Source organism: Vibrio sp. T3Y01 (assembly GCF_013114525.1).
In the GTDB taxonomy this organism is placed as follows: domain Bacteria; phylum Pseudomonadota; class Gammaproteobacteria; order Enterobacterales; family Vibrionaceae; genus Vibrio; species Vibrio chagasii_B.
In genome coordinates this window covers 568,866-590,697 of sequence record NZ_VTXJ01000001.1, presented here as the reverse complement: position 1 = coordinate 590,697, position 21,832 = coordinate 568,866, and the positions used below count along the sequence as shown (strand labels likewise).

At 43.9% G+C, this 21,832-nt stretch carries 15 protein-coding genes; 8 read left to right on the top strand and 7 right to left on the bottom strand.

The genetic code is table 11. From position 1 onward, the window contains the following. Nucleotides 1-288: 288 nt before the first annotated feature. A complete protein-coding gene (gene ylqF, locus F0232_RS02505; RefSeq protein ID WP_061030873.1) occupies nucleotides 289-1,224 on the top strand; it encodes a ribosome biogenesis GTPase YlqF in 936 nt (311 codons plus the stop codon). Nucleotides 1,225-1,478: 254 nt separating this feature from the next. Beyond that, nucleotides 1,479-2,504, top strand: coding sequence for a GGDEF domain-containing protein (locus F0232_RS02500; protein WP_105058843.1), 1,026 nt, complete (start codon nucleotides 1,479-1,481; stop codon nucleotides 2,502-2,504). A 129-nt stretch (nucleotides 2,505-2,633) separates the two neighbouring features. Here F0232_RS02500 and F0232_RS02495 read toward each other — a convergent pair whose 3' ends face one another. Next, complete coding sequence (locus F0232_RS02495; RefSeq protein WP_061030872.1) at nucleotides 2,634-3,179, bottom strand: N-acetyltransferase; 546 nt, start codon at nucleotides 3,177-3,179, stop codon at nucleotides 2,634-2,636. Nucleotides 3,180-3,345: 166 nt separating this feature from the next. Between F0232_RS02495 and F0232_RS02490 the strand changes: the two genes are divergently transcribed. From F0232_RS02490 to F0232_RS02480, 3 genes are all read left to right on the top strand, one after another. After that, complete coding sequence (locus F0232_RS02490; RefSeq protein WP_105058245.1) at nucleotides 3,346-4,488, top strand: fatty acid desaturase; 1,143 nt, start codon at nucleotides 3,346-3,348, stop codon at nucleotides 4,486-4,488. A 280-nt stretch (nucleotides 4,489-4,768) separates the two neighbouring features. Next, nucleotides 4,769-6,139: an endonuclease/exonuclease/phosphatase family protein gene (locus F0232_RS02485; protein WP_105058246.1), complete on the top strand. Its 1,371-nt coding sequence runs from the start codon at nucleotides 4,769-4,771 to the stop codon at nucleotides 6,137-6,139. Nucleotides 6,140-6,331: 192 nt separating this feature from the next. Next, the gene (locus tag F0232_RS02480) at nucleotides 6,332-6,622 is read left to right on the top strand and encodes a putative quinol monooxygenase (RefSeq protein ID WP_061030869.1); all 291 of its coding nucleotides are present in this window, start codon (nucleotides 6,332-6,334) and stop codon (nucleotides 6,620-6,622) included. Between the two features lie 411 nt (nucleotides 6,623-7,033). On the opposite strand, the gene manA is transcribed toward F0232_RS02480, so the two are convergent. The 4 genes from manA to mngA all read right to left on the bottom strand — a co-directional run bounded on the left by manA (nucleotide 7,034) and on the right by mngA (nucleotide 14,247). Beyond that, the gene (manA, locus tag F0232_RS02475) at nucleotides 7,034-8,221 is read right to left on the bottom strand and encodes a mannose-6-phosphate isomerase, class I (RefSeq protein WP_105058247.1); all 1,188 of its coding nucleotides are present in this window, start codon (nucleotides 8,219-8,221) and stop codon (nucleotides 7,034-7,036) included. Nucleotides 8,222-8,223: 2 nt separating this feature from the next. After that, nucleotides 8,224-9,390, bottom strand: coding sequence for a glycerate kinase (locus tag F0232_RS02470; RefSeq protein WP_105058248.1), 1,167 nt, complete (start codon nucleotides 9,388-9,390; stop codon nucleotides 8,224-8,226). Between the two features lie 45 nt (nucleotides 9,391-9,435). Further along, complete coding sequence (gene mngB, locus F0232_RS02465; protein WP_105058249.1) at nucleotides 9,436-12,075, bottom strand: mannosylglycerate hydrolase; 2,640 nt, start codon at nucleotides 12,073-12,075, stop codon at nucleotides 9,436-9,438. 237 nt (nucleotides 12,076-12,312) lie between these two features. Further along, entirely contained in the window at nucleotides 12,313-14,247 is a 1,935-nt protein-coding gene (gene mngA, locus F0232_RS02460; RefSeq protein WP_105058250.1) for a PTS 2-O-a-mannosyl-D-glycerate transporter subunit IIABC, read from the bottom strand. Nucleotides 14,248-14,564: 317 nt separating this feature from the next. Here mngA and F0232_RS02455 point away from each other — a divergent pair, with 317 nt between their 5' ends. From F0232_RS02455 to F0232_RS02445, 3 genes are all read left to right on the top strand, one after another. After that, entirely contained in the window at nucleotides 14,565-15,281 is a 717-nt protein-coding gene (locus F0232_RS02455) for a GntR family transcriptional regulator (RefSeq protein WP_009845448.1), read from the top strand. Between the two features lie 233 nt (nucleotides 15,282-15,514). Next, complete coding sequence (locus F0232_RS02450; RefSeq protein ID WP_105058251.1) at nucleotides 15,515-16,411, top strand: hypothetical protein; 897 nt, start codon at nucleotides 15,515-15,517, stop codon at nucleotides 16,409-16,411. A gap of 176 nt (nucleotides 16,412-16,587) precedes the next feature. After that, nucleotides 16,588-17,328: a YdiY family protein gene (locus F0232_RS02445; RefSeq protein WP_105058844.1), complete on the top strand. Its 741-nt coding sequence runs from the start codon at nucleotides 16,588-16,590 to the stop codon at nucleotides 17,326-17,328. A gap of 111 nt (nucleotides 17,329-17,439) precedes the next feature. Here the strand turns inward: F0232_RS02445 and F0232_RS02440 are convergent, their stop codons facing one another. Both F0232_RS02440 and F0232_RS02435 read right to left on the bottom strand, forming a co-directional pair. After that, complete coding sequence (locus tag F0232_RS02440; RefSeq protein ID WP_105058252.1) at nucleotides 17,440-20,517, bottom strand: efflux RND transporter permease subunit; 3,078 nt, start codon at nucleotides 20,515-20,517, stop codon at nucleotides 17,440-17,442. Next, entirely contained in the window at nucleotides 20,504-21,775 is a 1,272-nt protein-coding gene (locus F0232_RS02435) for an efflux RND transporter periplasmic adaptor subunit (protein WP_105058253.1), read from the bottom strand. The genes F0232_RS02440 and F0232_RS02435 overlap by 14 nt, the downstream gene beginning before the upstream one ends. Between the last annotated feature and the right edge of the window lie 57 nt (nucleotides 21,776-21,832).

Genomic DNA, 21,832 nt, shown 5'->3' with positions numbered 1-21,832 from the left:
AGATGTGTATAAGAGACAGGGTAAAAATATATTTATGTGTTCACATGTAAAGATAAGTGATTAAAAGTAAAATAACCCCAACGCAAAAAAGCTATAGCTAACAAGTCATTGGTTAAAATGCTCTCAACTACTCACCTTAGTCCTTCTTTATGCTCCCTAAACTTCAGCTAAAATCATGTTAGAGGTCCATTAAAGACCGATCTTTATCGTCCCTTTATAGATATGGCTTTACACGCCCTATTGAACCCTTACAATGTGCAGCAACTATATTTATCAAGGTTTATCTCTATGTCTATTCAATGGTTTCCGGGTCACATGCATAAAGCCCGCAAAGAAATCGAAGAAGTTATCCCACAGGTTGATGTGATCATCGAAGTACTGGATGCGCGTATCCCGTTCAGTAGTGAAAACCCTATGATCTCCTCACTGCGCGGCGATAAGCCTTGTGTAAAAGTGCTGAACAAACGTGACCTTGCCGACCCAGAGTTAACTGAACGTTGGATCGAGCATTTCGAGAAAGAGCAAGGTGTAAAAGCTATTGCAATTACCACCAGCGTTAAAGAAGAAGTAAATCACATCATGGAGCTGGTTCGTAAGCTCGCACCACACCGTGAAGAGATTGGTAAGAACATTCGTACTATGATCATGGGTATCCCTAATGTGGGTAAATCAACCATCATCAACTGCCTAGCAGGACGCACAATCGCAGTGACAGGTAACCAACCTGCAGTAACTCGTCGTCAACAGCGTATAAACCTACAAAATGGCGTGATCCTTTCTGATACCCCAGGAATTCTTTGGCCTAAAGTAGAAAACCCGCACAGTGGTTTCCGCCTAGCGGCTACAGGCGCAGTAAAAGATACAGCGATGGAGTACGATGAAGTAGCATTCTACACCGTGGAGTATCTTGCGAAGCAGTACCCTCACCTACTGCAAGAGCGTTACCAAATTAAAGAACTGCCAGAGTCTGACATCGAGTTGATGGAAGCGATCGGTCGTAAGCGTGGAGCACTTCGTGCTGGTGGTCATATCGACCTTCATAAGTGTTCTGAAATCTTACTTCACGAGCTTCGTAACGGGACTTTGGGTAAGGTAACTCTAGAACTACCAGAAATGATCACAAAAGAGCTGATCGAAGTTGAAGAAGCCGCAGCACTAAAAGCCGAGCAACAAGCTAAGAAAAAAGAAGAGCGTCGTAAGCGTTACTTGAAGAACAAGCGTTAATAGCGATTAATCACTCTCATATATCCCTCTAAACATATTCACGTTCTATTTCATGTAGGACGTGAATATCGTGCCCCTCCTTTGTTGATCTAGCTAACATACTGACAAATCTATAGAAATGCTCGTTTACAATCATCAAGACTGTGACATACTACGCAAATTATTGTGTATCAATTTCGGCTAGTTTCTCAATGCGCTCTTACATCGGGTTCAAAAATCAACGATTTAAAACCTATTTCGACAATGAAATTTATCTGCCGTACATAAATTTCATCTACATCCCGATCTCAATATTCTGTGCTTTTATTGTCACGGACTATATTCACTTCGGTACAGAGTGTATTACACCAATTGCCTTTCGCATCGTACTGTTCTTGATGATGATGGTTGTTGCTCGGTATTGCATCAAGCACAGGCCTAACGTTTTAGAGTTCGTTGAAAGCACCTTTCTTGTCATTAGCTCGCTGTTTCTAGTCTACGTTGGGCGGCTCGCGATTGACCTAGGGAATTTCGATTACCAAGGTGGTATCGTCCTCGTGATGATCTACATAGGTACGTTTTCTAGATTATCGGCCAAATACAGCATCACAACACTTTCATTTATTTTTGCCGCCTACCTAATCGGATTATCTCCTTTGCTGTATGCTGCAGAACCTGCTCATGAAGTCGAAACCATTTCTATTTATGTGTCTGCTTATATTTTGATTTCAGCGGCCTGTATTAGACGCGACTTAGAAGTTCACAAACGCTTCGCACAATCGGAGCAACTTCGAAAACAAGCGATACAATTACGTAAACAGTCGAATATGTTTGAAGCGCTTTCCTATAAAGACGCGCTCACCGGCTGCTATAATCGACTCTACTTACACCAAGTGATCGAACCGAGCATTGATCGCGACTTATCCATCACATCGATTATGATCGACATTGACCATTTCAAAACCATTAATGATACCTACGGGCACCAGATGGGCGATCTGGTCATTAAAGAGTTGGCCATCGAAATTCAGAAAAAACTACCACTGGGCAGTAACTGTTTTCGATATGGAGGAGAAGAGTTTCTGATTTTGGTACAAAACGGGACTGAAGATTCAATTCAATCACTCGTAGATTCGCTGCTAGAGTGTCCCTCTCGCCTTCGTTTAGAAGTCACAATTTCAATTGGTGTTAAACATTCACCTCAAGCACTAGGCTCGGTAGAGCAACTCATCGATGACGCCGATCAAGCACTCTATATTTCAAAGAAAAACGGCCGAAACCGTACATCTTGGTCTAATTAACTTCTTACCGACGCCCTTTTCTATTGCAAGCGAAACGAAAAAGCCCCAAACATATGCATGCTTGGGGCATCAATTGTATTCTCAGTCGCAAAATTGCGTCATGACGAACAAAGCATCAGAGCGTGACAATTACGAAAACGCAGCGCTTTTGGTTCTCTGCTCGAGGTCAACGGGAGAAGCCCAAGAGATGACTTTCTCGTTAACTTGACTTCCGCATGGCGCGTTCCACACCTGCTCCAATTCTTGTTTTCCACCAATCGCTTCATAAAACGCAATAGCTTGATGATTTTCAGACATCACCTCTAGGTAAAGCCCTGAATCAGAATAGTATTGTTGTAATCGTTGAGACAGTTCAGACAACAAACGCTTGCCTAAGCCACGGCCTCGGTAGTTACTGTCTACATGCAATGCATCGATGAACGTCCCGCGTTCAAAGTTATGATTGCCAAATGCGCAGACAAAACCAACCAGTAAACCGCCTTCCTCGAGTAATAGAACATGTTGATTAAAAGGAGGATTAATCAAACGTGTCTGCCAAATAACAGACCTGTCCTCCAAAACCTCATGTTCTAGGTAATCATCAGCAAGAATGCCACGGTAATATAGCTTCCAGCTATCCGCGTGTAATTGGGCAATCCGCTCATAATCTTTATATTCAGCTACCTTAATTTCCATTTATTAGCCCTTAGTACTTCCATTTATGACTTGCTACTACATTTCACACTACCTTTATACAATATTTAAGTAAAACATACTAATACACGTTTACACTTTCAATATTGACTTACACGTGTACGCTGATATTCTAGCGCACAGATGTAAGCTCAATGGAAAATTGCTAATGAATAGTGCCGACAAACCATCAACAAAAAAGCCACCGTTAATCTGGCTCAATATCTTTGTATTCTCGTTTAGTATGCTGCTTGCTGTTGTTGCGGCTCCCGTTTACGGCTACTTTTTTGGCTATGGAATGGAACATTGGGTATGGCTAGCGATCTGTTTTAGCTTCTGTAACCTTTCAATCACGACTGGCTATCACCGCTTATGGTCACACAAAGCCTTTGAAGCGCATTCGAGCCTCAGATTCCTATTTGCTTTGGGCGGTGCCTTTGCCTTACAAAACAGTGCTCTTCATTGGTCTTCAGACCACCGTGTTCATCACAAGCATGTCGATAACAACGACAAAGACCCTTACTCAGCAAAGCGTGGCTTTTGGTACTCACACATCGGTTGGATGATTCGCAACTACAACACGTCTATCTATAAAGATCACGAGAACTGTCGCGACTTGAAGAAAGACAAGATCGTAATGTGGCAGCACAAACACTACATTCTTCTTGCGCTCATCATGAACTTTGGTGTGCCTATCGCATTGGGCCTGATCTATGGCGATGTGATTGGCATGCTGTTAATCGTAGGTGCGGTTCGTTTGGTACTTAACCACCACACCACATTCTTCATTAACTCTCTTGCGCACATCTGGGGCAGCCAACCTTTTACCGACAAGAACACAGCACGCGATAATGGTGTGCTTGCCGTACTTACTTTTGGCGAAGGCTACCACAACTTCCACCATATCTTTGAGAACGACTACCGTAACGGCATTTACTGGTGGCAATATGATCCAACGAAATGGCTGATTAAGAGTGCTTCGTTGATGGGGCTGGCGAGTAAACTTAAGAAAACACCGCAAGCACGCATTGAAAAAGCCGAAGCGGCAATGCTATTAAAACGCACGCAGCAGAAGATCATGCATCGTGCGGATAACATTCAAATCGCGGAGAAACTGCAGGCGGAATTTGACTCTCTTGTATCCAATATGAATGAATATTACGAAGTCAAAAAGCAGCTACTAGAAAGCAAGCGCGAAGACGTTGTGAAAAAGTACGAACATTCAGTGCTTAAGGTCCGTTATCAGCAAATCAAGATGAACTTCGAACAGCAAAAGAAAAATTGGGCGATGACGGTCGAGCAATACGCTTAAAATAAAGCAGTATACTTAACACACCAATAACAATACTGTTTGGTTCTTATTCGAAGGCCCTCGTGCAAAGCATGAGGGCTTTTTTATTTTAAAGGTCTAATTAAACACCTGAATTTAAAGCTTTTCTTCAAATTACAAATACCGGTTCCATTTGTCACATTTTTGATGCAATAGCATGTATTACGAAGCCCTTTGTCGTGACCACCATCACTTACAGGTTAATCCTCGTCTCATACCATACGCGTCCCAAAATTCTTTCAGCAATTAGCGGACACACTTTATGAAATTGTTAAAAACATCTATCGCTTTCGCCATCTCTTCTGCGCTTTTGATTGGTTGCAGCAGCGATACCGATTACGTTCAACCTGAAGAAGTAAAGATCGCTACTTATAACCTGTCTTTTGATCGTGCCACCTTCCAAGATCTTGTAACGGAAATGCAGATTGAACCAAGCGCTCAAGCAGTACTTGTATCTGACTATCTCAACAACACAATTAGTGCGGCTGACAAAGAGACGGCGGCAAAAGTGATTCAAATCCGTAACGTAGCAGCTGTGATTCAAAAGAATCGTCCTGATGTTCTGATGATGGCCGAATTTAACAATGACGGTACTGGAACGGACAAATCAGCACTAGAAGGCTTCCAGAAAAACTACCTTTCGGTTGCGCAAAGCCTAGACGGTGCTGGTGGCGACGCGAACCTAGAGCCAATTTCATACCCATATTTTGAAAGCTACTCGACCAACACAGGTTTATTAAACGAATTTGGTTTTGATTTAGATAACGATGGTACTCCTGGAACATTGCCAGGAGATGCATGGGGCTTCGGTTTCTACCATGGTCAATACGCGTTTGCTCTGATGTCTAAATATGAGATAGACACTGCGAACACACGTACATTCCAAGAATTTAAATGGAAAGATCTTGAAGGTGCCACTATTCCAACAATCACTGTTTGTGATGGGTCAAATACGATCCCTGCAGGCATGAGCTGCGGCGATGAATGGTACTCAGCTGAAGAGTGGGAAGAAGTTCGTTTATCTTCAAAGAACCACGTTGATGCACCAATCCTAATCCCTACTAAAGATGGTACAGAAACCGTTCACTTACTGATGTCACACCCTACTCCGCCGGCTTTTGACGTAGGTAAGAACATCGAGCAAAACGCAGCAGAAGTCGACTTCTGGCACCAATATATCCAAAACAAATCGTACATCTATGATGACTCTGGAAAAACTGGCGGTCTGGAGCAAGGTCAACACTTTGTCATGATGGGTGATCAAAACCTAGATCCTGTTGATGGCGACGGTATTAGTTCTGTAATGCAAGACTTGCACAATGATGCATTAGTTAACCAAGATGTCACCAATGGCAGCTTGTACCCAACAAGTTATGGTGCCGCTGAACATGCGGTAGATAAATCATCGTCTCATCCACAGCCGAACCGTATCACTTCAACATTTGGACTTGCTGTAGATTACGCACTGCCTTCAGCAACACTTAACATCGTTGATTCTGGTGTTTACTGGGCCGCTTCTTATGAAGAAGGACGCAAGCTATTCAATGACTCACGAATTGGTGATTATGGTAACGGCAAGGACGTATCCTCTGATCACCGAATGATCTGGGTAAAGGCTGATTTCAGTAACTAATTCATTCACTTTTTAAGATGCCCGGCTTAGTGTCGGGCTTTTTTATGAGCGTAATTCACTAATCATCTCGCGATTAAAAAAGGAATTATGGACTAAAATGGCCATAGTCATTGGATAGAACGTATCTTTTTCTTTGATTTATCGATACTTATATTATTCGGACAAAGAGATTTATTGCCCTAGGAATTCACAATGACTAAGCTAACCATTATTGCGACAATCGTCTGTAAAGAAGAGAAGATCGAGTTTGTAAAATCAGAGATGATTAAGCTCATCGATAAAACCCGATCCGAAGAAGGCTGTATCAACTACGACCTCCATCAAGACAACAGTAACCCGGCTCAATTTGTGTTTCACGAGAATTGGGAATCAGAAGCACTTCTACAAAAGCACCTAGCAAGCCAACATATCGCAGACTACGTTAAGGCAACTGAAGGTTGTACAGAATCCTTTGTTATCAATCGAATGACACACATCGCCTGACTAGCAGTTTATTACTAACTCAGTAACAAGCCCTGCTCTTAAAGCAGGGCTTCGTTTTTCTATCGCGTTACGCTTTATCGATCTCACTTGTGAAACGAAAAAGCCCGCCAGAGTAGCGGGTATGGTCAATCATCATGACTGTCAAAGACAGATAGATAATACCAATCGTAGTAAATAACTGCCAGCCTAGCTGGTTCAAAAACTCGATAACTGCGTTAGAATTTTTGATTGTAGAATAACTACTTATCGAAACTTCTTGTCGAAACGAGCAGCCTTGTTCTCAAGTCTTTTTCCTGCGCTATTTCTAATCACTTACTTACTGTGATTGGTATAACAACCATCAATCCAATATTGAGTACCACTTTACAATGGCACTCTGACATTTCTTTTGCTGTCGCTAGCACGGGGGCACTAGTTAAAAGCACGAGCCAAAATGCCATTCCCTTGATATTGGTAAACACTTGAATTACTACTTACAAAGACTGATTCTCCGGGCTTAAGCGAAACTGACCGTCCTTCTGAAGTGACGATCGCCTCTCCTTCCACACAGAACAAGATCTCCGCGCTACGTAAATACTGTGACTTGCTCTCATCAGTCGCAGACAAGATATCAAAGCCAAAGTCATCCACCGGAATCGGATAGCTCATCTTGCCCTCTTTCAATACAGGCTTAAGACGAATATCTTCTGGCTTAATCGGCTCAAAGATCGTGTTGTCGATAAGCTCAGGGACATCGATATATTTGGGTGTGAGACCGGCACGCAGCACATTGTCTGAGTTTGCCATGATCTCCAAGCCTGTGCCCTGAACATAAGCATGTGGGGTTTCTGCGAACAGGAACATTGCTTCACCCGGTGCTAGTTCAACCGTGTTGAGCATCAATGGTGCAAACAAACCAATATCACCCGGATAATGCTGTTTGAATTCAATGCTGTATTGCAAAGCTTCACGTCCCATGACCGTTTTGGCTGGTCGCGCATGTGCAGCATAAAGCTCATTAAGCGCAGACGCTTTGCGGTCACCTTCAAGAGACATAATTGCGCTAAAGAAAGACTTTAGAGAATCACTGTCGGCATTGGCTTTAAGCACATTAAGTTCAATCGCTAACGAAGGAATATCCGCTTCTTCGAACAAGGCAATAATGTCGTCGATTGGACGAAAGCCATTCATCGCTTTGTAGAAGGTCAACGCATAAACCAACTCAGGTTTATGGTTTGGATCTTTGTAGTTGCGATTAGACGCATTCAAAGGGATACCAAGTGCATTCTCACGCTCAAAACCTAATTCTGATTTTCGCTTGTTCGGGTGAACCTGAATCGATAACGGTGTTTCAGCAGCCAACACCTTAAACAAGAAAGGCAATTCACCGAAACGTGCTGCCGTGTATCCGCCTAAGACATCGGTTTTGTTTTCATCAATCATGTGAGAAAGCGATTCACCGGTATCGCCTACCTTTGAACAACCATTTGGATGAGCACCCATCCAAATTTCTGCTTGAGGTTCCTGGTTTGGGTTCACAATACCAAACAATTGGTTAATGGAGTCTTTGCTTCCCCATGCGTAGTTTTGAATAACGTTGTCGAGTTTAAATAGAGACATAATTACTTCTCATTAAAAATCTGGCTACCAAGCTTGAGCGTGGCGGCGATATTACGGGCAGTACGAGTCAGGTTTTGATTCGCTTCTGATAAAACTTGGTCTAGAGACTGAGGTGAACGTACGGTTCCAAATAAGCTAGACATTGAACCGTAAAGCTTTTCAACGTCTTGCCCCAAAGAGCCCGCTATTCCAATGGTTGGAATATTCAGCTTTTGAGCTCGCTGAGCGATGCCGTAAGGTGTTTTACCTTGCAGGGTTTGGTTGTCCATCTGCCCCTCTCCAGTCACGACCAGTGAAGCGCCTTCAAGAACCTTATCTGCATCCAAAGCATCTAATACCATCTCAATACCCGCTTTAATTTGGATATTGAATGCAAGACTTAACCCCAGAGGTGTACCACCAGCAGCACCAAATCCAGCTGTGTCGCGATGATTAGTACCCGCATGTGCTTGAGCGATATCGGCAAAGTGTCCGATCGCAGTATCAAGCTGTTCAACTTGAGCTTTTGATGCGCCTTTTTGCGGACCAAACACGGCACTGGCTCCGCTTTCGCCACATAATGGATTATTCACATCACACGCGACCACGAACGTCACTTCTTTGCATCTCGGGTGCAGTCCATTAAGATCGATGCGTGCTAACCGGCTTAATTCGGCGCCGCCACCAGATAGCTCGTTGCCTTGCTTGTCTAATAACTTGCCTCCCAACGCTTGTAAGATGCCGGCACCTGCGTCATTGGTGGCACTACCGCCCAAGCCAATAATGATTTGCTCTGTACCTTTATCTAGCGCATCTCTAATCAGCAACCCAGTGCCGTAAGATGATGCTGTGAGAGGTGATCTTTCTTCTACGGTTAATCGATCTAAACCCGATGCTTGGGCAAATTCCACCAAGGCAGTTTTTACCTTTTTTCCATTAACTGTCTGTTCTAACGAAGCCCAATAAGCCGTACATTCGCGACCGATTGGATCTGTCGTTTGCAGCCGTTGTTTCTTACCATTGAGCGCCTCTAGTAACACGTCTACTGTGCCTTCTCCGCCATCAGCGAGTGGCATTTTCACAAACTCTGCATGAGGGAAAACGTCAGCAAACCCACGCTCAATACAAGACGCAACTTGATGAGCGTCGAGTGATTCTTTAAATGAATCAGGGGCAATTACAATTTTCATTGTCGTTCACCATTCCCGCCCACCAAGGTGAGCGGGTGATTGAAATTAGAATTTGATTTGGAATGTTTTCGCTTGGCAAGATGCCAGTTGGCCGAAGGTTTCTGTTGCTACATCACCTTCGCGTACTCGCTCATCCATACTTGTCTCTTTCCAGCTTGAAACCGGTTGAGTGAAGGAGATTGAATCCGACACTGAGCCTGTTTCTGCCGGGTTGTAAACACGCATGATCAACGCATCTACGTCTTCCGCTTTCTTGAGTACGCTTAGTACCGCACCTGCTTGTTGCTTCGATAGTAAGCTGAAGCTCATTGGTAGGTTTTGCTCGCCCACATTCAGCTTCATCGCGTTATAAGGGATCTTGTTGTAGCATTCGACTGGAGTGACATTGTCACGTGCTTGCGCCATGATGTTCGCGTCAATATGGTTACCAGAGAAGCCACACAGTGTGAATTCACACACTAATTTGCCGCGCACTTGTGAATCTGGCGTCGGGATCTTGATGCCTGATGGACGACCCGGACGAAGCAATAGCTCCTCTTTACCCAACACACCGATACCACGGAATAGTGTCAGTGCGAAGGTATCTCGGTTGTCGTCACCTTGAGATGCAATCACTTCAAATTCACGTAGACCATTCGACATGATCGCCATGCCCGCTTTACCGTTTTCTAATGCAGCGAAGTTCATCAGTTGGTAAACCGGAACCGGTGCTTCTTTCCACTTCTCTTCTTCCCAAACCGCCATTGCTGGGTCATTGGTTGGTCGAGTAATACAACCGAACTGGTTATCTGCGACCACAGTTTCAGAAACGAATGGCGTTGGTACTAAAACACGTACGCGGTGGTCGTCGGCTTGGTTGTCTAGCTCCATGCGTACTTCGATACGGCGAGAACCCTGCTTCAATACCACTTGGCATTGCGCTTCAATGAACCCATTTTGACCCGTGCGTTCTTCACGTTCTGCAAGGTTTGCAGGCACGTTCATTCGGAAAGCGATGTTCGCTACCGATTGGAAACCTTGGTGATCAATCGATGTTTCGATTGGGAATTCGTCTGAGTACAGTAACCACTCTTGACGAGATGGAGAGTAATCGTACTCATCGCCGTCATCAGAACCGTCTTCTAAACGAAGGACTTGATCGAATACTTGCTCAGTCTCTTTATCGAAAATGGTCAGAGTACCGTTGTCGTTTACATTGATTCGGTAGTATTCGTTCTCTAGCAAGTAGTCTTTTTGTTCTGCAACTTTTACTGCACCCTTCTCGTTACCTTGGATGTGTAACGTGGTGAAGCCCATAGCTGGCACAGTGCGTTTGATTTGAATATCAAACTCCATAAACGGGTCATAGTTACCGTAGTGAACGATTTGACGGTCTACTTTACCTGGGTCGATTTGGCGCTTGTCTTGGATGAAGTACTCAACTGGGTTTTCGTTTTCATCAAAGATAGAAAATTCTTGAGCACGGATAGTGATGGTTGTGTTTACCACTTCTTCACGCTCGTACGGAGAAAGGTTAAACATCGCCAGTTTGTCGCAACCTTCGCGATCCGGCATATGGTCGACAATCTTACGCTTGTAGAAATGAATCAGGTTTGTCGCCATGTCGTCCGCAAGGATATAACGATTTAAGATTTCAGCGTGAACCTTGTCTGAACAACAACAACCAATCGAGTCATGAGCGTGGTTCTTCATGCTCTCTTTCCACATTTTCTCAATCAAACCGTGGTGGTATTCAAAGCCTAATGTCCAAGCGATAGACGCTAGTGGTTCTAAGATGTTTACAATCTTGTTTTCGATTTCCGCATGGATCAGTTTGATGTCCATACGTGTTGACGAAATCGTGCGGTGAACACGCATGTATTTACCGTCGTTGAACTCGCCTTTGATTGTGTCGAGTTGGTCGCGTGCCGCTTCTACTTTCTCGAACACTTCTTCGTAACGGCTCATTGAAAACTCGCGATCTGGGTAGATTTCGCGAAGCTTGTCCATTACTTCAAAGATGTCTTTTTGAATTGGCATTTGGTCGTGACCGTTCGGTAACAGGATGTCTTTGGTTACCGATGGTTTCTCTAACACTGGGAAGTACTTATCTAGACGAGCACGCAGGCCTTCTTCATCTTGTGGAAGGTATTTACCAATCGCGTAACCCAGCGGAAGTACTTGTGCCGTTACTTCACTGCCGTCGTTTGATTGCCATAAGAATTCTGTTTTGTTGGTACCGTGACGCTCTGAACAACCACGCCAGAACATTGCGCGCGTGATATCGAAGCCGTTGTAGATCATTGGTAGCTGTGAGCTCATGCTGAATGAATCTGGTAGGTAACCAATCTTCATTGCATCGCCAAATTTCATACAGTCACGAATGCCATACATCATGTTACGTACAATCGACTCGCCAGAAACTTGCATTGTGTCGGTTTGAGAATACCAAGGGCCAATAATTAGCTTGCCCGCTTCAACCAATGCTTTTACGCGTTCTGTGTTCTCTGGTTTGATCGCGAAGTAATCTTCTAGAACTGCGGTTTGACCATCTAGAACGTAGTATTTGTATTCTGGATCGCTCTCCAGACGGTTCATGATTTCTTCCATGTTGTTCACGAGAAGAATACGAGACTCTTCTGTTGTGAAATACCATTCACGATCCCAGTGCATGTGTGGAGTAATATGTACGCGTGATGTAGTCATAATCATTTACCTAAATGTGTCGCTTCGAGTAAATCTTAAATTCGAACCCAAACACGACTAAATTTAATTTTTTCAAGGGGTTAAAATTGGCTGCCAATAAATTTAGGGTGCAGAAAACCACGCCCAGAATCTGTGTGAATAAAACCGTTAGGAGCACAGGAATTTAGGACAGCCAAGTTGTTCGTTATTTTTTATTTATTGATTTCGCAGTGAGTTAGGAGCTAACTCAAAATTCAGTTAGTTCTGTGTTGCAGTACTTGCTTCAAACTTACCCTTTTTTACAGCATGACCACGCCACATCAGAAGAGTAATGGTTGAAATCACTGTGCCGACAATCGCAGCACCGAACCAGATCGCAGCAGCAGAGAAAGCGCCTAAACCAGAATCGTGTAACAAGAAGATAGAGAAGATACCTGCGCCCGGAGTGGATAGACCAATACCTGCCGCGCCCACCATTGCACCTGTTACTACAGAGCCTAGTAAGAATGAGCCGATTACACGGATTGGATCTTCAATCGCCATTGGGATTGCACCTTCAGTAATACCCGCAAGACCAAGTAGCCATGTCGATTTACCGGTTTCAATCTCAAAGTCTTTGAATAAACGTGGAGCAATCATGGTTGAAGCCGTTACCGTGAACGCCGATACCATTTTTACTGAGCCAAAGATTGCGTAAGGACCATAAACACCGTTTGCCATTGCACCTAAACAGAATGCGTAAGCAGCTTTGTTTACCGGGCCACCTAGGTCGAATGATACAAACAGACCTAAAATTGCACCCAATAACAACGCATTGGTGCCTGACATACCGTTCAACCAGTCCGTTAAACCTTGGTTTAAGAACGCAACAGGTTTACCGATAACAAACAGCATCAAGCTACCCGCTACCAAAGTACCAATCACAGGGTAAAGGTAGAAAGTGAGGAAACCGTTAAACGCAGGACCCAAGCGAACATGCTCTTTTACCCAACGCATTACGTAACCAGCAATCAAACCACCAACAACACCGCCTAAGAAACCTGAACCAATGATGTTTGCAGCAATACCCGCAGCAAAACCAGGACCAAGTGCCGGTTTGTCGGCTAATGAGTAAGCTGTGTAAGCTGCCAGTACTGGCACCATTAATGTACCTAATAGGCCGCCACCTAATTTACGATACATCCACAGCCAAGAATCTTTTGTTGCGTAAAGCTCTTGCAGGTCAAAAATTTGCGCGATAAGAACAGCAACCGCAAGAACAGTACCACCAGCAACGATAAGAGGAACTGCGTAAGAAATACCAGAAAGCAGCGCTTGTTTAAGCTCAGTTTTCAGTGGCAGTTTTTTCGGTTTGTCATCAGTAGCCACTGTGCGTTCTGCACCGTTGCCTTTTTTAGCCTCTTCAATCGCTTCATTTAGAATGCGTTCACCGTGTTTAATCGGTTCTGCAACTGGCGTTTCAACACGAGGGATTCCATTAAAACGATCCGCTTCTTTAATCGCGACTTCAGCAGCAAATACACAAGCCACGGCATTGTTTAATTGCTCAGCCGTCAAACGATCTTCAATGCCATTTGCGCCCTGCTTTTCAACATGAACCTTGTAGCCAAGCTTTTTACCTGCCTTTTCAAGGTATTCTGCAGCCATATAGGTATGAGCAATGCCTGCAGGGCACGCAGTCACACATACAATTGTCGGCGCATTTGTATCTAAGTTGTCTTGTTTTTCTTCTTGCTGATTATCGCCATCAAGAAGTGCAAAGATTTCATCAGCGGTTGTTGCTTTTAGTACTGCTTCACGAACATCGTCATCAACCAAAGTGGTTGTCAGTTCGGTCAGCAGGTGCATGTGGGTAGAACCCGCTTCTGCATTTGGAATGGCAATTAGGAAGATAAGATTCACATCTTCGTCTTCATCTAGGCCTTTCCATTTCATGTCTTCTTTCAATGTTGCAACAGCGAAGCCAGCTTCTTTAACCGCGTCAGTCTTGCCGTGCGGTACTGCTAGGCCTTCGCCAAGCGCTGTCGGGCCTTGCTCTTCACGAGCAAATACTGCATCAAGGTACTCTTGCTTGTTATGCAGTTTGCCTTGCTGATCCAGTTGGACAGCAAGTGCGTAAATCGCTTCTTCTCGACTGCTAAACGTAGTTTGCAGATTTACGAGCGACTTATTCGTTAGAGTAGTAAGTTTCATAACCTTTGTCCCATAGTCACGGATTAGTACGACAGTCGTCCCTGTCGACGAGATGAATAATACAACTTCAAGACATTTAATCCGTGATCACGATCTCATCAATACACATTTGTATTTAATTTGTATTTAAACTGTATTGGTAAATCCTTTAAGAAAGCTTGTTATGTATCGTTTAATTTGTATTATATGTACTACAAAACGCCGATACGACGCTCACACTAACCTTTAAAGCAAGGCTTATATAGAGCAAATTTACGTATTTAAGGTACAGGTTGTTAATCAAAGTCTAGTTGTCCTAGCGCACAAATGAGGCAAAAATGGCAAGACTCCCTATGTATCGCCAAATCGCCGATGCAATAAGAGAAAAGATCAGTTCTGGAGAATATAAAGTTGGAGAAGCACTCCCAACGGAAGCGCAATTGCGTGAAGTATTCTCGGTAAGCCGCGTAACGGTTAGGCAAGCACTGAAACTACTCATCGAAAACGATGAGCTTGAAAGCGTTCAAGGCAGCGGAACTTACGTCAAAGAGAACAAGATCAATTACGACATCTACAAACAGTCGAGCTTTCAAGAAAAGTGGGCGCATTTGGATGTCGTTACCCACAGTGAGGTTCTGGCTTTTGAAATGAAGCCCTGTTCTCTAGCGATGTCTGAACACTTAGATATAAAAGAAGGTGAATTGGTTTTCTACGTAAAGCGTGTTCGTTTCATCGACAACAATCCAATCACAGTTGAAGAAACCTGGTTGCCTGTTGCTTTGTTCCCAGATCTTACTTATCAAGTGATGCAGACATCAAAATACGACTTTATTGAAAACACCAAAGGCATGGTGATTGATCGAAGTGAGCAGGAATTGGTGCCGATTCTTCCGCCTGAAGACGTTGCTAAACAGTTAGGTATTGATCCAGCTCAGCCTATCATTGAAAAACGTACTCGCGGTTACCTCGCCAATAACACGGTATTTGAATACAGCCGAAACTACTTCACATCTAACGATTACCGATTCACTTTGGTCGCAAGACGCCAGAGGTAATGCTAATCAGCGAGTTTCGATAATAGCAAAATGACCAACACAGAGAGCGTCTTGTTCTCTGTGTTTCTATGCTGTTATCTCAATCATAAACCCAACTTTCCTCCCCAAAATATTCCTAAACCAATATCAAGTAACCTCACGAAAGATCATTCACATTCATTTAAATACTGTTCGCGCGCTTTGACCATAAAATGAGCGCCAAATGACAAGAATAACCGTCGACAGGAATGTAGATGAATACCAAACAACTTGAGGACGCGGTCAGTGAAGTGACCTTGTTCAATCAACACCTGCACTTAATCCAATCTGTTCATACTATTCCGACGCCAAAAGTGAATTGGGAGTCGATGGCTATGGAGCCTGCACCTGTGATGCCAACCGTTCGCTTCGACCATAAAGTCAAAGCCATGGAAGCGCTCGATGATTACAAACCTAATTGGTTGGATATGTTATTGGGGAATAAATCGAAGCTGCATACTCTTACTAAGAACGTTGAACGCGCAGCAGAACAGGATATTGAAGATTACAAAAGCGAGTTCGTGCATTGGGTACAGAACTACAGTTACTGGGCCAAGCAGAACCAACTTTCAAAGGGTGTTCTGAATAACGATAGCGGAGCCAAACTGACCGCTCTTTCAGAAGCACAACAGAATCCTATCAACGCCTCTGTAGTCGACACAAAACTGATCAACCATAACTTTAATACTTACAAGAATGGCCATCTGTTAGAAATCAATATTCAGGTGAATAAGGACAACGTGATCCCTAAAGAAAGAAAGGTGCTGTGCCAAGGTGAGGTAAAACTAAAGAACCTATCCGTCCCTGAGAGAAATATACTGTATCGAGAATATGTGTGTAGCTGTGTTCTTAAATGTGCTCAAGACTCTTTCAATGTATTGCCTGAGACAAGCGTGGTTATCAATGTTGAGCAGGCTTCAGCTGAACATTCCAATGAGACCATTCTTTCGTGCCATATCGAGAAAGGCTTGTTGGAGTTCTTATTGATTGAAGATGACAAACCCTCAGAGATACTCGAGTTCTTCGTACACCTTGAAGATTTTAACCCTCACAGAGGTAATGGCTTCTCAGCGATCCAAACTATCTTCTCCCCTTTACCTATTGCGTCGTAACTCGCTCGAGCTTTCGATTCATTCTCTCACAACTCACACGGCTAGCACTGGGTTCGCCGTGTAGACCACGAATCAAATTAATAACTATGTCGACCGACTCTATTTTTAAAACAAAACACCTGTCAACCAATACAGATCTAGGCAGACGTTGTTTCAACTCCTTAGTTTTTTTCGCTTTGGTTTTATCGGTACCAGTAATCGCAGAAGAGACAGTACTTGTCGATGAGCCTCTACTTAAGGAAGAACAAGAAGACGAATCACCGTTTACGACGTTAACTAAGTTAGGGTTTATATACTCTCAAAACACCAGTTCATCCTTGTCTATCAATTCTGGAATATCCGTAGGCTATAAAAAGGAAAACTGGGGGCAACGGGTTCAGTTCGATACCTATTACACGGATGCTGAAAATGATGAAGATGGAACGAATCGCTATACCACCAACTATGGGATTACCTATGACTTGAATGACGTCACCTATATAGTTGCGACTGCACGCTTTGAGCACGACCATTATGGCACCTACCGCAAGCAGTTCATTACCGCTACTGGACTTGGTCGCCATTTTTACGATACCGAAAGAATCAAGCTTCAAGGCTCTGCTGGCCCAGGTTATCGAATCAGTAAACGCCAATCCTCTGATGAAGAGTTTCCAAACAAAGAGAACTACGAACTTATTGCCAATGCCAGTATCGATGGCTCTTTAACGCTCACTGAAACGTTTTCCATGGGTGCTACGGCTAATATGGCCTATGGTGAAGAAAACACGAACTACAACCTTAAAGGCTACCTAAAGAACATTCTGATGGGTAATTTAGCACTGACGTTTGATACTGAGTACATCTATAACACCACTGTTGCCTCAGACCAAAGCAATAGCGAGATCTATAGCTCAATGAATCTAAACTACGATTTCTAACCATACAGTTTGCTCTGCCCCCTAATATCGCAACTCCGGATAACAAAAGGCCCTCACAATGAGGGCCTTAAAAGTATCTAAAAGCGATTAACTTCTATCTCTGATATACTATTACGCTGTTTTTGACCTCAAGCGTACTAGCACATCCATTTGCTTCAAGTTCGCCATACCAACATACGCGACAGGCACCAAGAACAATGAGAAGAAAGTTCCGACCGTTAAGCCGCCCACCAATACTAAACCGATGTTGATACGACCTAGAGAACCAGGACCATCAGCCAAAGCTAGCGGTAATGAACCTAGGATCATCGTCAGTGAGGTCATTAAAATAGGACGTAACCTTGAACGTGCGCTACTGACCGCGGCTTCTTTTGCACTGGCGCCTGATTTACGTTTCTCATTAGCAAACTCCACCAATAGAATACCGTGTTTCGTCACAAGGCCCACCAGCGTCAGTAAGCCGATCTTTGAATAGATGTTTAGGCTTTGACCAAACACCGATAACGTCAAGATCGCACCAACAATACACAGGGGAACGGTCAGCAAAATGATCATCGGGTCGACAAAGCTTTCAAACTGGGCCGCCAAAATCAAGAAGATGAAAACCAACGCCAGTACGAATAGCACCTGCGCACCTGCCGTAGAATCCACAAGGTCTTTGACAATACCGTTGAATTCGTAGCTCTGTGCTGGTTTCAATAGACTTGGCACCGTGTCGTCGATATACGCTTTTACATCACTTGCGGTATATCCCGGCATAAGATCAGCGGTAATTTCTGCACTGTCTTGTCCCATGAAAGTCTTAAAGTTCGATTCCGATGTTACCTGTTTGATGGAAACAAACTGAGACAGAGGAAGCCTTTGTCCCGATTGTGAATCCACATACAATTTATCCAAAACTTTGAAATCACCAAGATCCTTCAGATTCACTTGTACTTGGATTGGGTATGTATAGCCATCATCCGCTTGTAAATCGGCAGCTTTCACTGAGCCCAAGAAAGTCGACAGCGCATTGGTAACATTGCCGTAATCCACCCCAGACAACACAATCGCATTGCGGTCAATCGATAAGTCATAGCGCAGCTGGTCGCGTAACATTGAGTTTTTAACGTTAGTGACACCCTCATAATCCTCAAGAGCCTCCACCACTTTGCTCGCTGTTTCAGACAAAGCGCCGGTATCACGATTCACAGTTGTAAGTTCGAGAATCATGTTAGTCGCAATATTCAAGTTATCCGCTGAGCGAACCTTGAAAGACATACCATAAGCAGAGACTGAACTTTTCGCTTTGGCAATAAACTCATTCACTAATTCATCCGCAGACTGGTCACGCTCTCCCCATGGTTTTAGTAGGACGTGATTGGTCGGTGTGCCTTCAATGTAAGACAGGTTGGCTTCAACTGATTCATCGCCTTTAAACACACTATTTAACTGTTCGTTGTTATCAAGATGATATTGGCGACCAACACCCGTTGGTGGTGTTGAGGTCACCTCTACAAAGCCAGTATCTTCTGTTGGCAACAGAACTTGAGGCATCTTCCAAACGGCCAATGCAGACAACGCAATTAGCATTAATGCGATACCGCTCATGAGTGCTTTACGATCAAACCACTTACCAAGCTCCTTAGTGTATCGGTCAGACAAAACATTGAGCTTCGCATCGACCTTTTGATACCACTTTGCAGGCGTCGAGACAGGCTTCATCAAGTAAGCGCTCATCATCGGTGAGAGCGTTAACGCGACAAACCCTGAAATGATCACAGCAGCTGCAAGTGTGAAAGCAAATTGCCTGAACAGATCGGCGGTTAAGCCAGCCATTAAGCCGATTGGCAAATAGACAACGGCCAAAGTCAATGTCATCGCAATAACGGGGAAAACGATCTCTCGACACCCTTTGATAGCAGCGTTGAATGGAGTTTCACCCTCTTCGATATGACGGTAACAGTTTTCCGCGACAACGATCGCATCATCAACCACCAGGCCAATCGCCAAAATGATCGCCAAGATTGTTAGGACATTGATGCTAAATCCAAGTAAATGCATCACTGCAAATACACCAATCACACACACAGGAATGGTAATAATCGGAATAGAAGCAACGCGAACAGAACCAAGGAAAAGAACAACGACAGCGGAAACAAGGACAATTGCCTCAACCAAAGTCATGAAGCCTTCATCAATAGCCGCTTTGATAAAATCAGCTTGGTTATAAACCATTTTCATCTCGATGCCTTCAGGCAATTGAGGTTGAATCAGGTCGATTTGCTTTTTAACTTTATTAGCAACCGTTACTGGATTTTCACTTTTAAGAGGCAAGACCTGAATCGACATCGCTAAATTGTCGTCAACACGAAGAATACTTGGCGTTAGGCTTTCTTCTCCCATTTTGACTTCAGCAATATCGCCAATACGGATGATCTTTCCATTATCAACACGTACCACTAGGTCTCGGACATCATCAACGCTGGTCACCTGATTGACCGGGTTAATAGAGAAATCTCGAACCTGGCCTTTGATCGTACCCGCGGTAAATGTCGCATTGTAAGAACTCAGCGTACCCACCACATCAGAAGCACTCATGTTGAGCGCCATCATGCGATCAGGTTGAAGCCAAACCCTCACTGCTTTTTGGCTACCACCGTATGGCCCCCAAATACCACCAACACCTTGAATATGTTTAAACTGAGGGACAACTTGCTGGCTAATGTAGTCGTACATATCTTGTTTAGACATTTTGCCAGTGTTCACAAACGTGATGATATTACTTGGCATACTGGTGTCTGATGAGTCATCTGTGACCGTTGGTTTATCAGTCATGCTCGGCGGGAAATCGCCAATAGCTTCAACACTACTGCGAAGATTGTTCATCAGGCTAGTGTATTCAACGTCATCGACATCATCTTCGAAGATGATTTTTAGACTACAGGTGCCTTCCTGACAATCCGTAGTCATGGTCTTTACGCTATCAAGACCTGTAGCAGCAGTAATTAATTTGTCCGCGACATTGCGCGACATAAACTCTGCACTTGCACCATTAATTGCAGCCGTTACTGTTGCAGAGGGAGTTTTATGTTCAGGGAAATACTGAATCGATAGCTTCTGAAATGACAGCACGCCAAGCAGTACGATGGCGATGCTCAACACTGAAGCAAAAACAGGATGCTTAATACAAATCTCAGGAAGCTTCATTCGGGCTCTCCTTCGTTATCGCTTCCTTGCTGTTTGATTGACTACTTTGCTCAGCAGTGACCTTAGTTTTGCTGGCTGCACTTGGCTCTTCTTCTGAATCTTTTGAGCCGTCAGTCCAATCAACCGTCGGCTCTACTGGGTATTGTTCATCAAGTAGTGTTTCAGTGGTTTGTTCAATAGGTTTCGTTATCTTTTGAGGCATCAACTCTACTGTTTTTTGCTCAACATTCGGGTTCATGACCTTAACTAAAGAGGCTTTCTTTAGGTTTTGCTGGCCCGTAACCACCACGTTATCACCGAGCTGTAACCCTTTTTCAACAACGACGTATCCATCATTAGTATTGACACCGAGCTCAACGATTCGTTGTTCAATATTTTTTCCATTAACTACCCAAACGAAACGTTCTGCATCTTTGGCTTGGACCGCGTTTTGAGAAACGACCATTTTCGTTGAGTCTTCACTGGTCATCTGACTCACCTTGGCAAACATGCCCGGAACCAAGCGGTGTTCTGGGTTGGTCACATGCGCGTGAACCTCGACTCGACCTGAGCTTTCATCAACCGCTGGGGCTATGTAGTCTACGACGCCAGAGAACGCTTCATCGGTAAATGCATCAACTTGGATCGATACATTCTGTCCTAATTTCGCATTACCTAGGTCCGATTGTCCAATCGAATACTGAACTTCAACTGGATCAAGCTTGATCAAACTGACCAAGGCCGTCGAGCTATCAATTTTGCTCCCCACAGAGTGGTTGAAGTTCGTTAGCTGACCATCAAAAGGCGCCACCAATAAGTAATCATTCATTAGTGCCTCTTTCTGACGAAAGTCAGCGGCCGCAAGATTCGCTTGTTCTTTTAGCTCTTCAACATCTTGTTGAGACATTGAATCAGGTTGCTTTTTCAGTAGCTCTTGTACTCGCTTTAATTTTGATTTTGCTAGCGCTAACGAGCTTCTCGCTTTATCTAAATCAGCTTTTGCTTTGGTGTTATCTAGTTGAGCAATCAGCTCACCTTTCTTAACCGAATCTCCATCTTTGAAATGGATTTCGAGAATTTTATCGGAAGCGCTAAAGGTCAATGCAGCAGAATCTGTAGCTCTAATTTTGCCGACTTCGTTGATTGAAGAAGTGAATGCTTGTTTGTGAGCCTTTTCAATGGTCACTGGAATCAGGGGCGAGTCTTCGGCAAATGTGGGAGTGATATGTAAGGCAAACAGAGCCAAACAGATTGTTTTACTAAGCTTTGTAAATTTCATTTTTAATAACCATAACCGTCAAATTCATCTGAATTAAACGTTTTCTAAGCAGCTATT

Coding starts and splice junctions, on each gene's coding strand:
- ylqF (WP_061030873.1), top strand. CDS start 289: ATGTCTATTCAATGGTTTCCGGGTCACATGCATAAAGCCCGCAAAGAA.
- F0232_RS02495 (WP_061030872.1), bottom strand. CDS start 3,179: ATGGAAATTAAGGTAGCTGAATATAAAGATTATGAGCGGATTGCCCAA.
- F0232_RS02490 (WP_105058245.1), top strand. CDS start 3,346: ATGAATAGTGCCGACAAACCATCAACAAAAAAGCCACCGTTAATCTGG.
- F0232_RS02485 (WP_105058246.1), top strand. CDS start 4,769: ATGAAATTGTTAAAAACATCTATCGCTTTCGCCATCTCTTCTGCGCTT.
- F0232_RS02480 (WP_061030869.1), top strand. CDS start 6,332: ATGACTAAGCTAACCATTATTGCGACAATCGTCTGTAAAGAAGAGAAG.
- manA (WP_105058247.1), bottom strand. CDS start 8,221: ATGTCTCTATTTAAACTCGACAACGTTATTCAAAACTACGCATGGGGA.
- F0232_RS02470 (WP_105058248.1), bottom strand. CDS start 9,390: ATGAAAATTGTAATTGCCCCTGATTCATTTAAAGAATCACTCGACGCT.
- mngB (WP_105058249.1), bottom strand. CDS start 12,075: ATGACTACATCACGCGTACATATTACTCCACACATGCACTGGGATCGT.
- mngA (WP_105058250.1), bottom strand. CDS start 14,247: ATGAAACTTACTACTCTAACGAATAAGTCGCTCGTAAATCTGCAAACT.
- F0232_RS02455 (WP_009845448.1), top strand. CDS start 14,565: ATGGCAAGACTCCCTATGTATCGCCAAATCGCCGATGCAATAAGAGAA.
- F0232_RS02450 (WP_105058251.1), top strand. CDS start 15,515: ATGAATACCAAACAACTTGAGGACGCGGTCAGTGAAGTGACCTTGTTC.
- F0232_RS02440 (WP_105058252.1), bottom strand. CDS start 20,517: ATGAAGCTTCCTGAGATTTGTATTAAGCATCCTGTTTTTGCTTCAGTG.
- F0232_RS02435 (WP_105058253.1), bottom strand. CDS start 21,775: ATGAAATTTACAAAGCTTAGTAAAACAATCTGTTTGGCTCTGTTTGCC.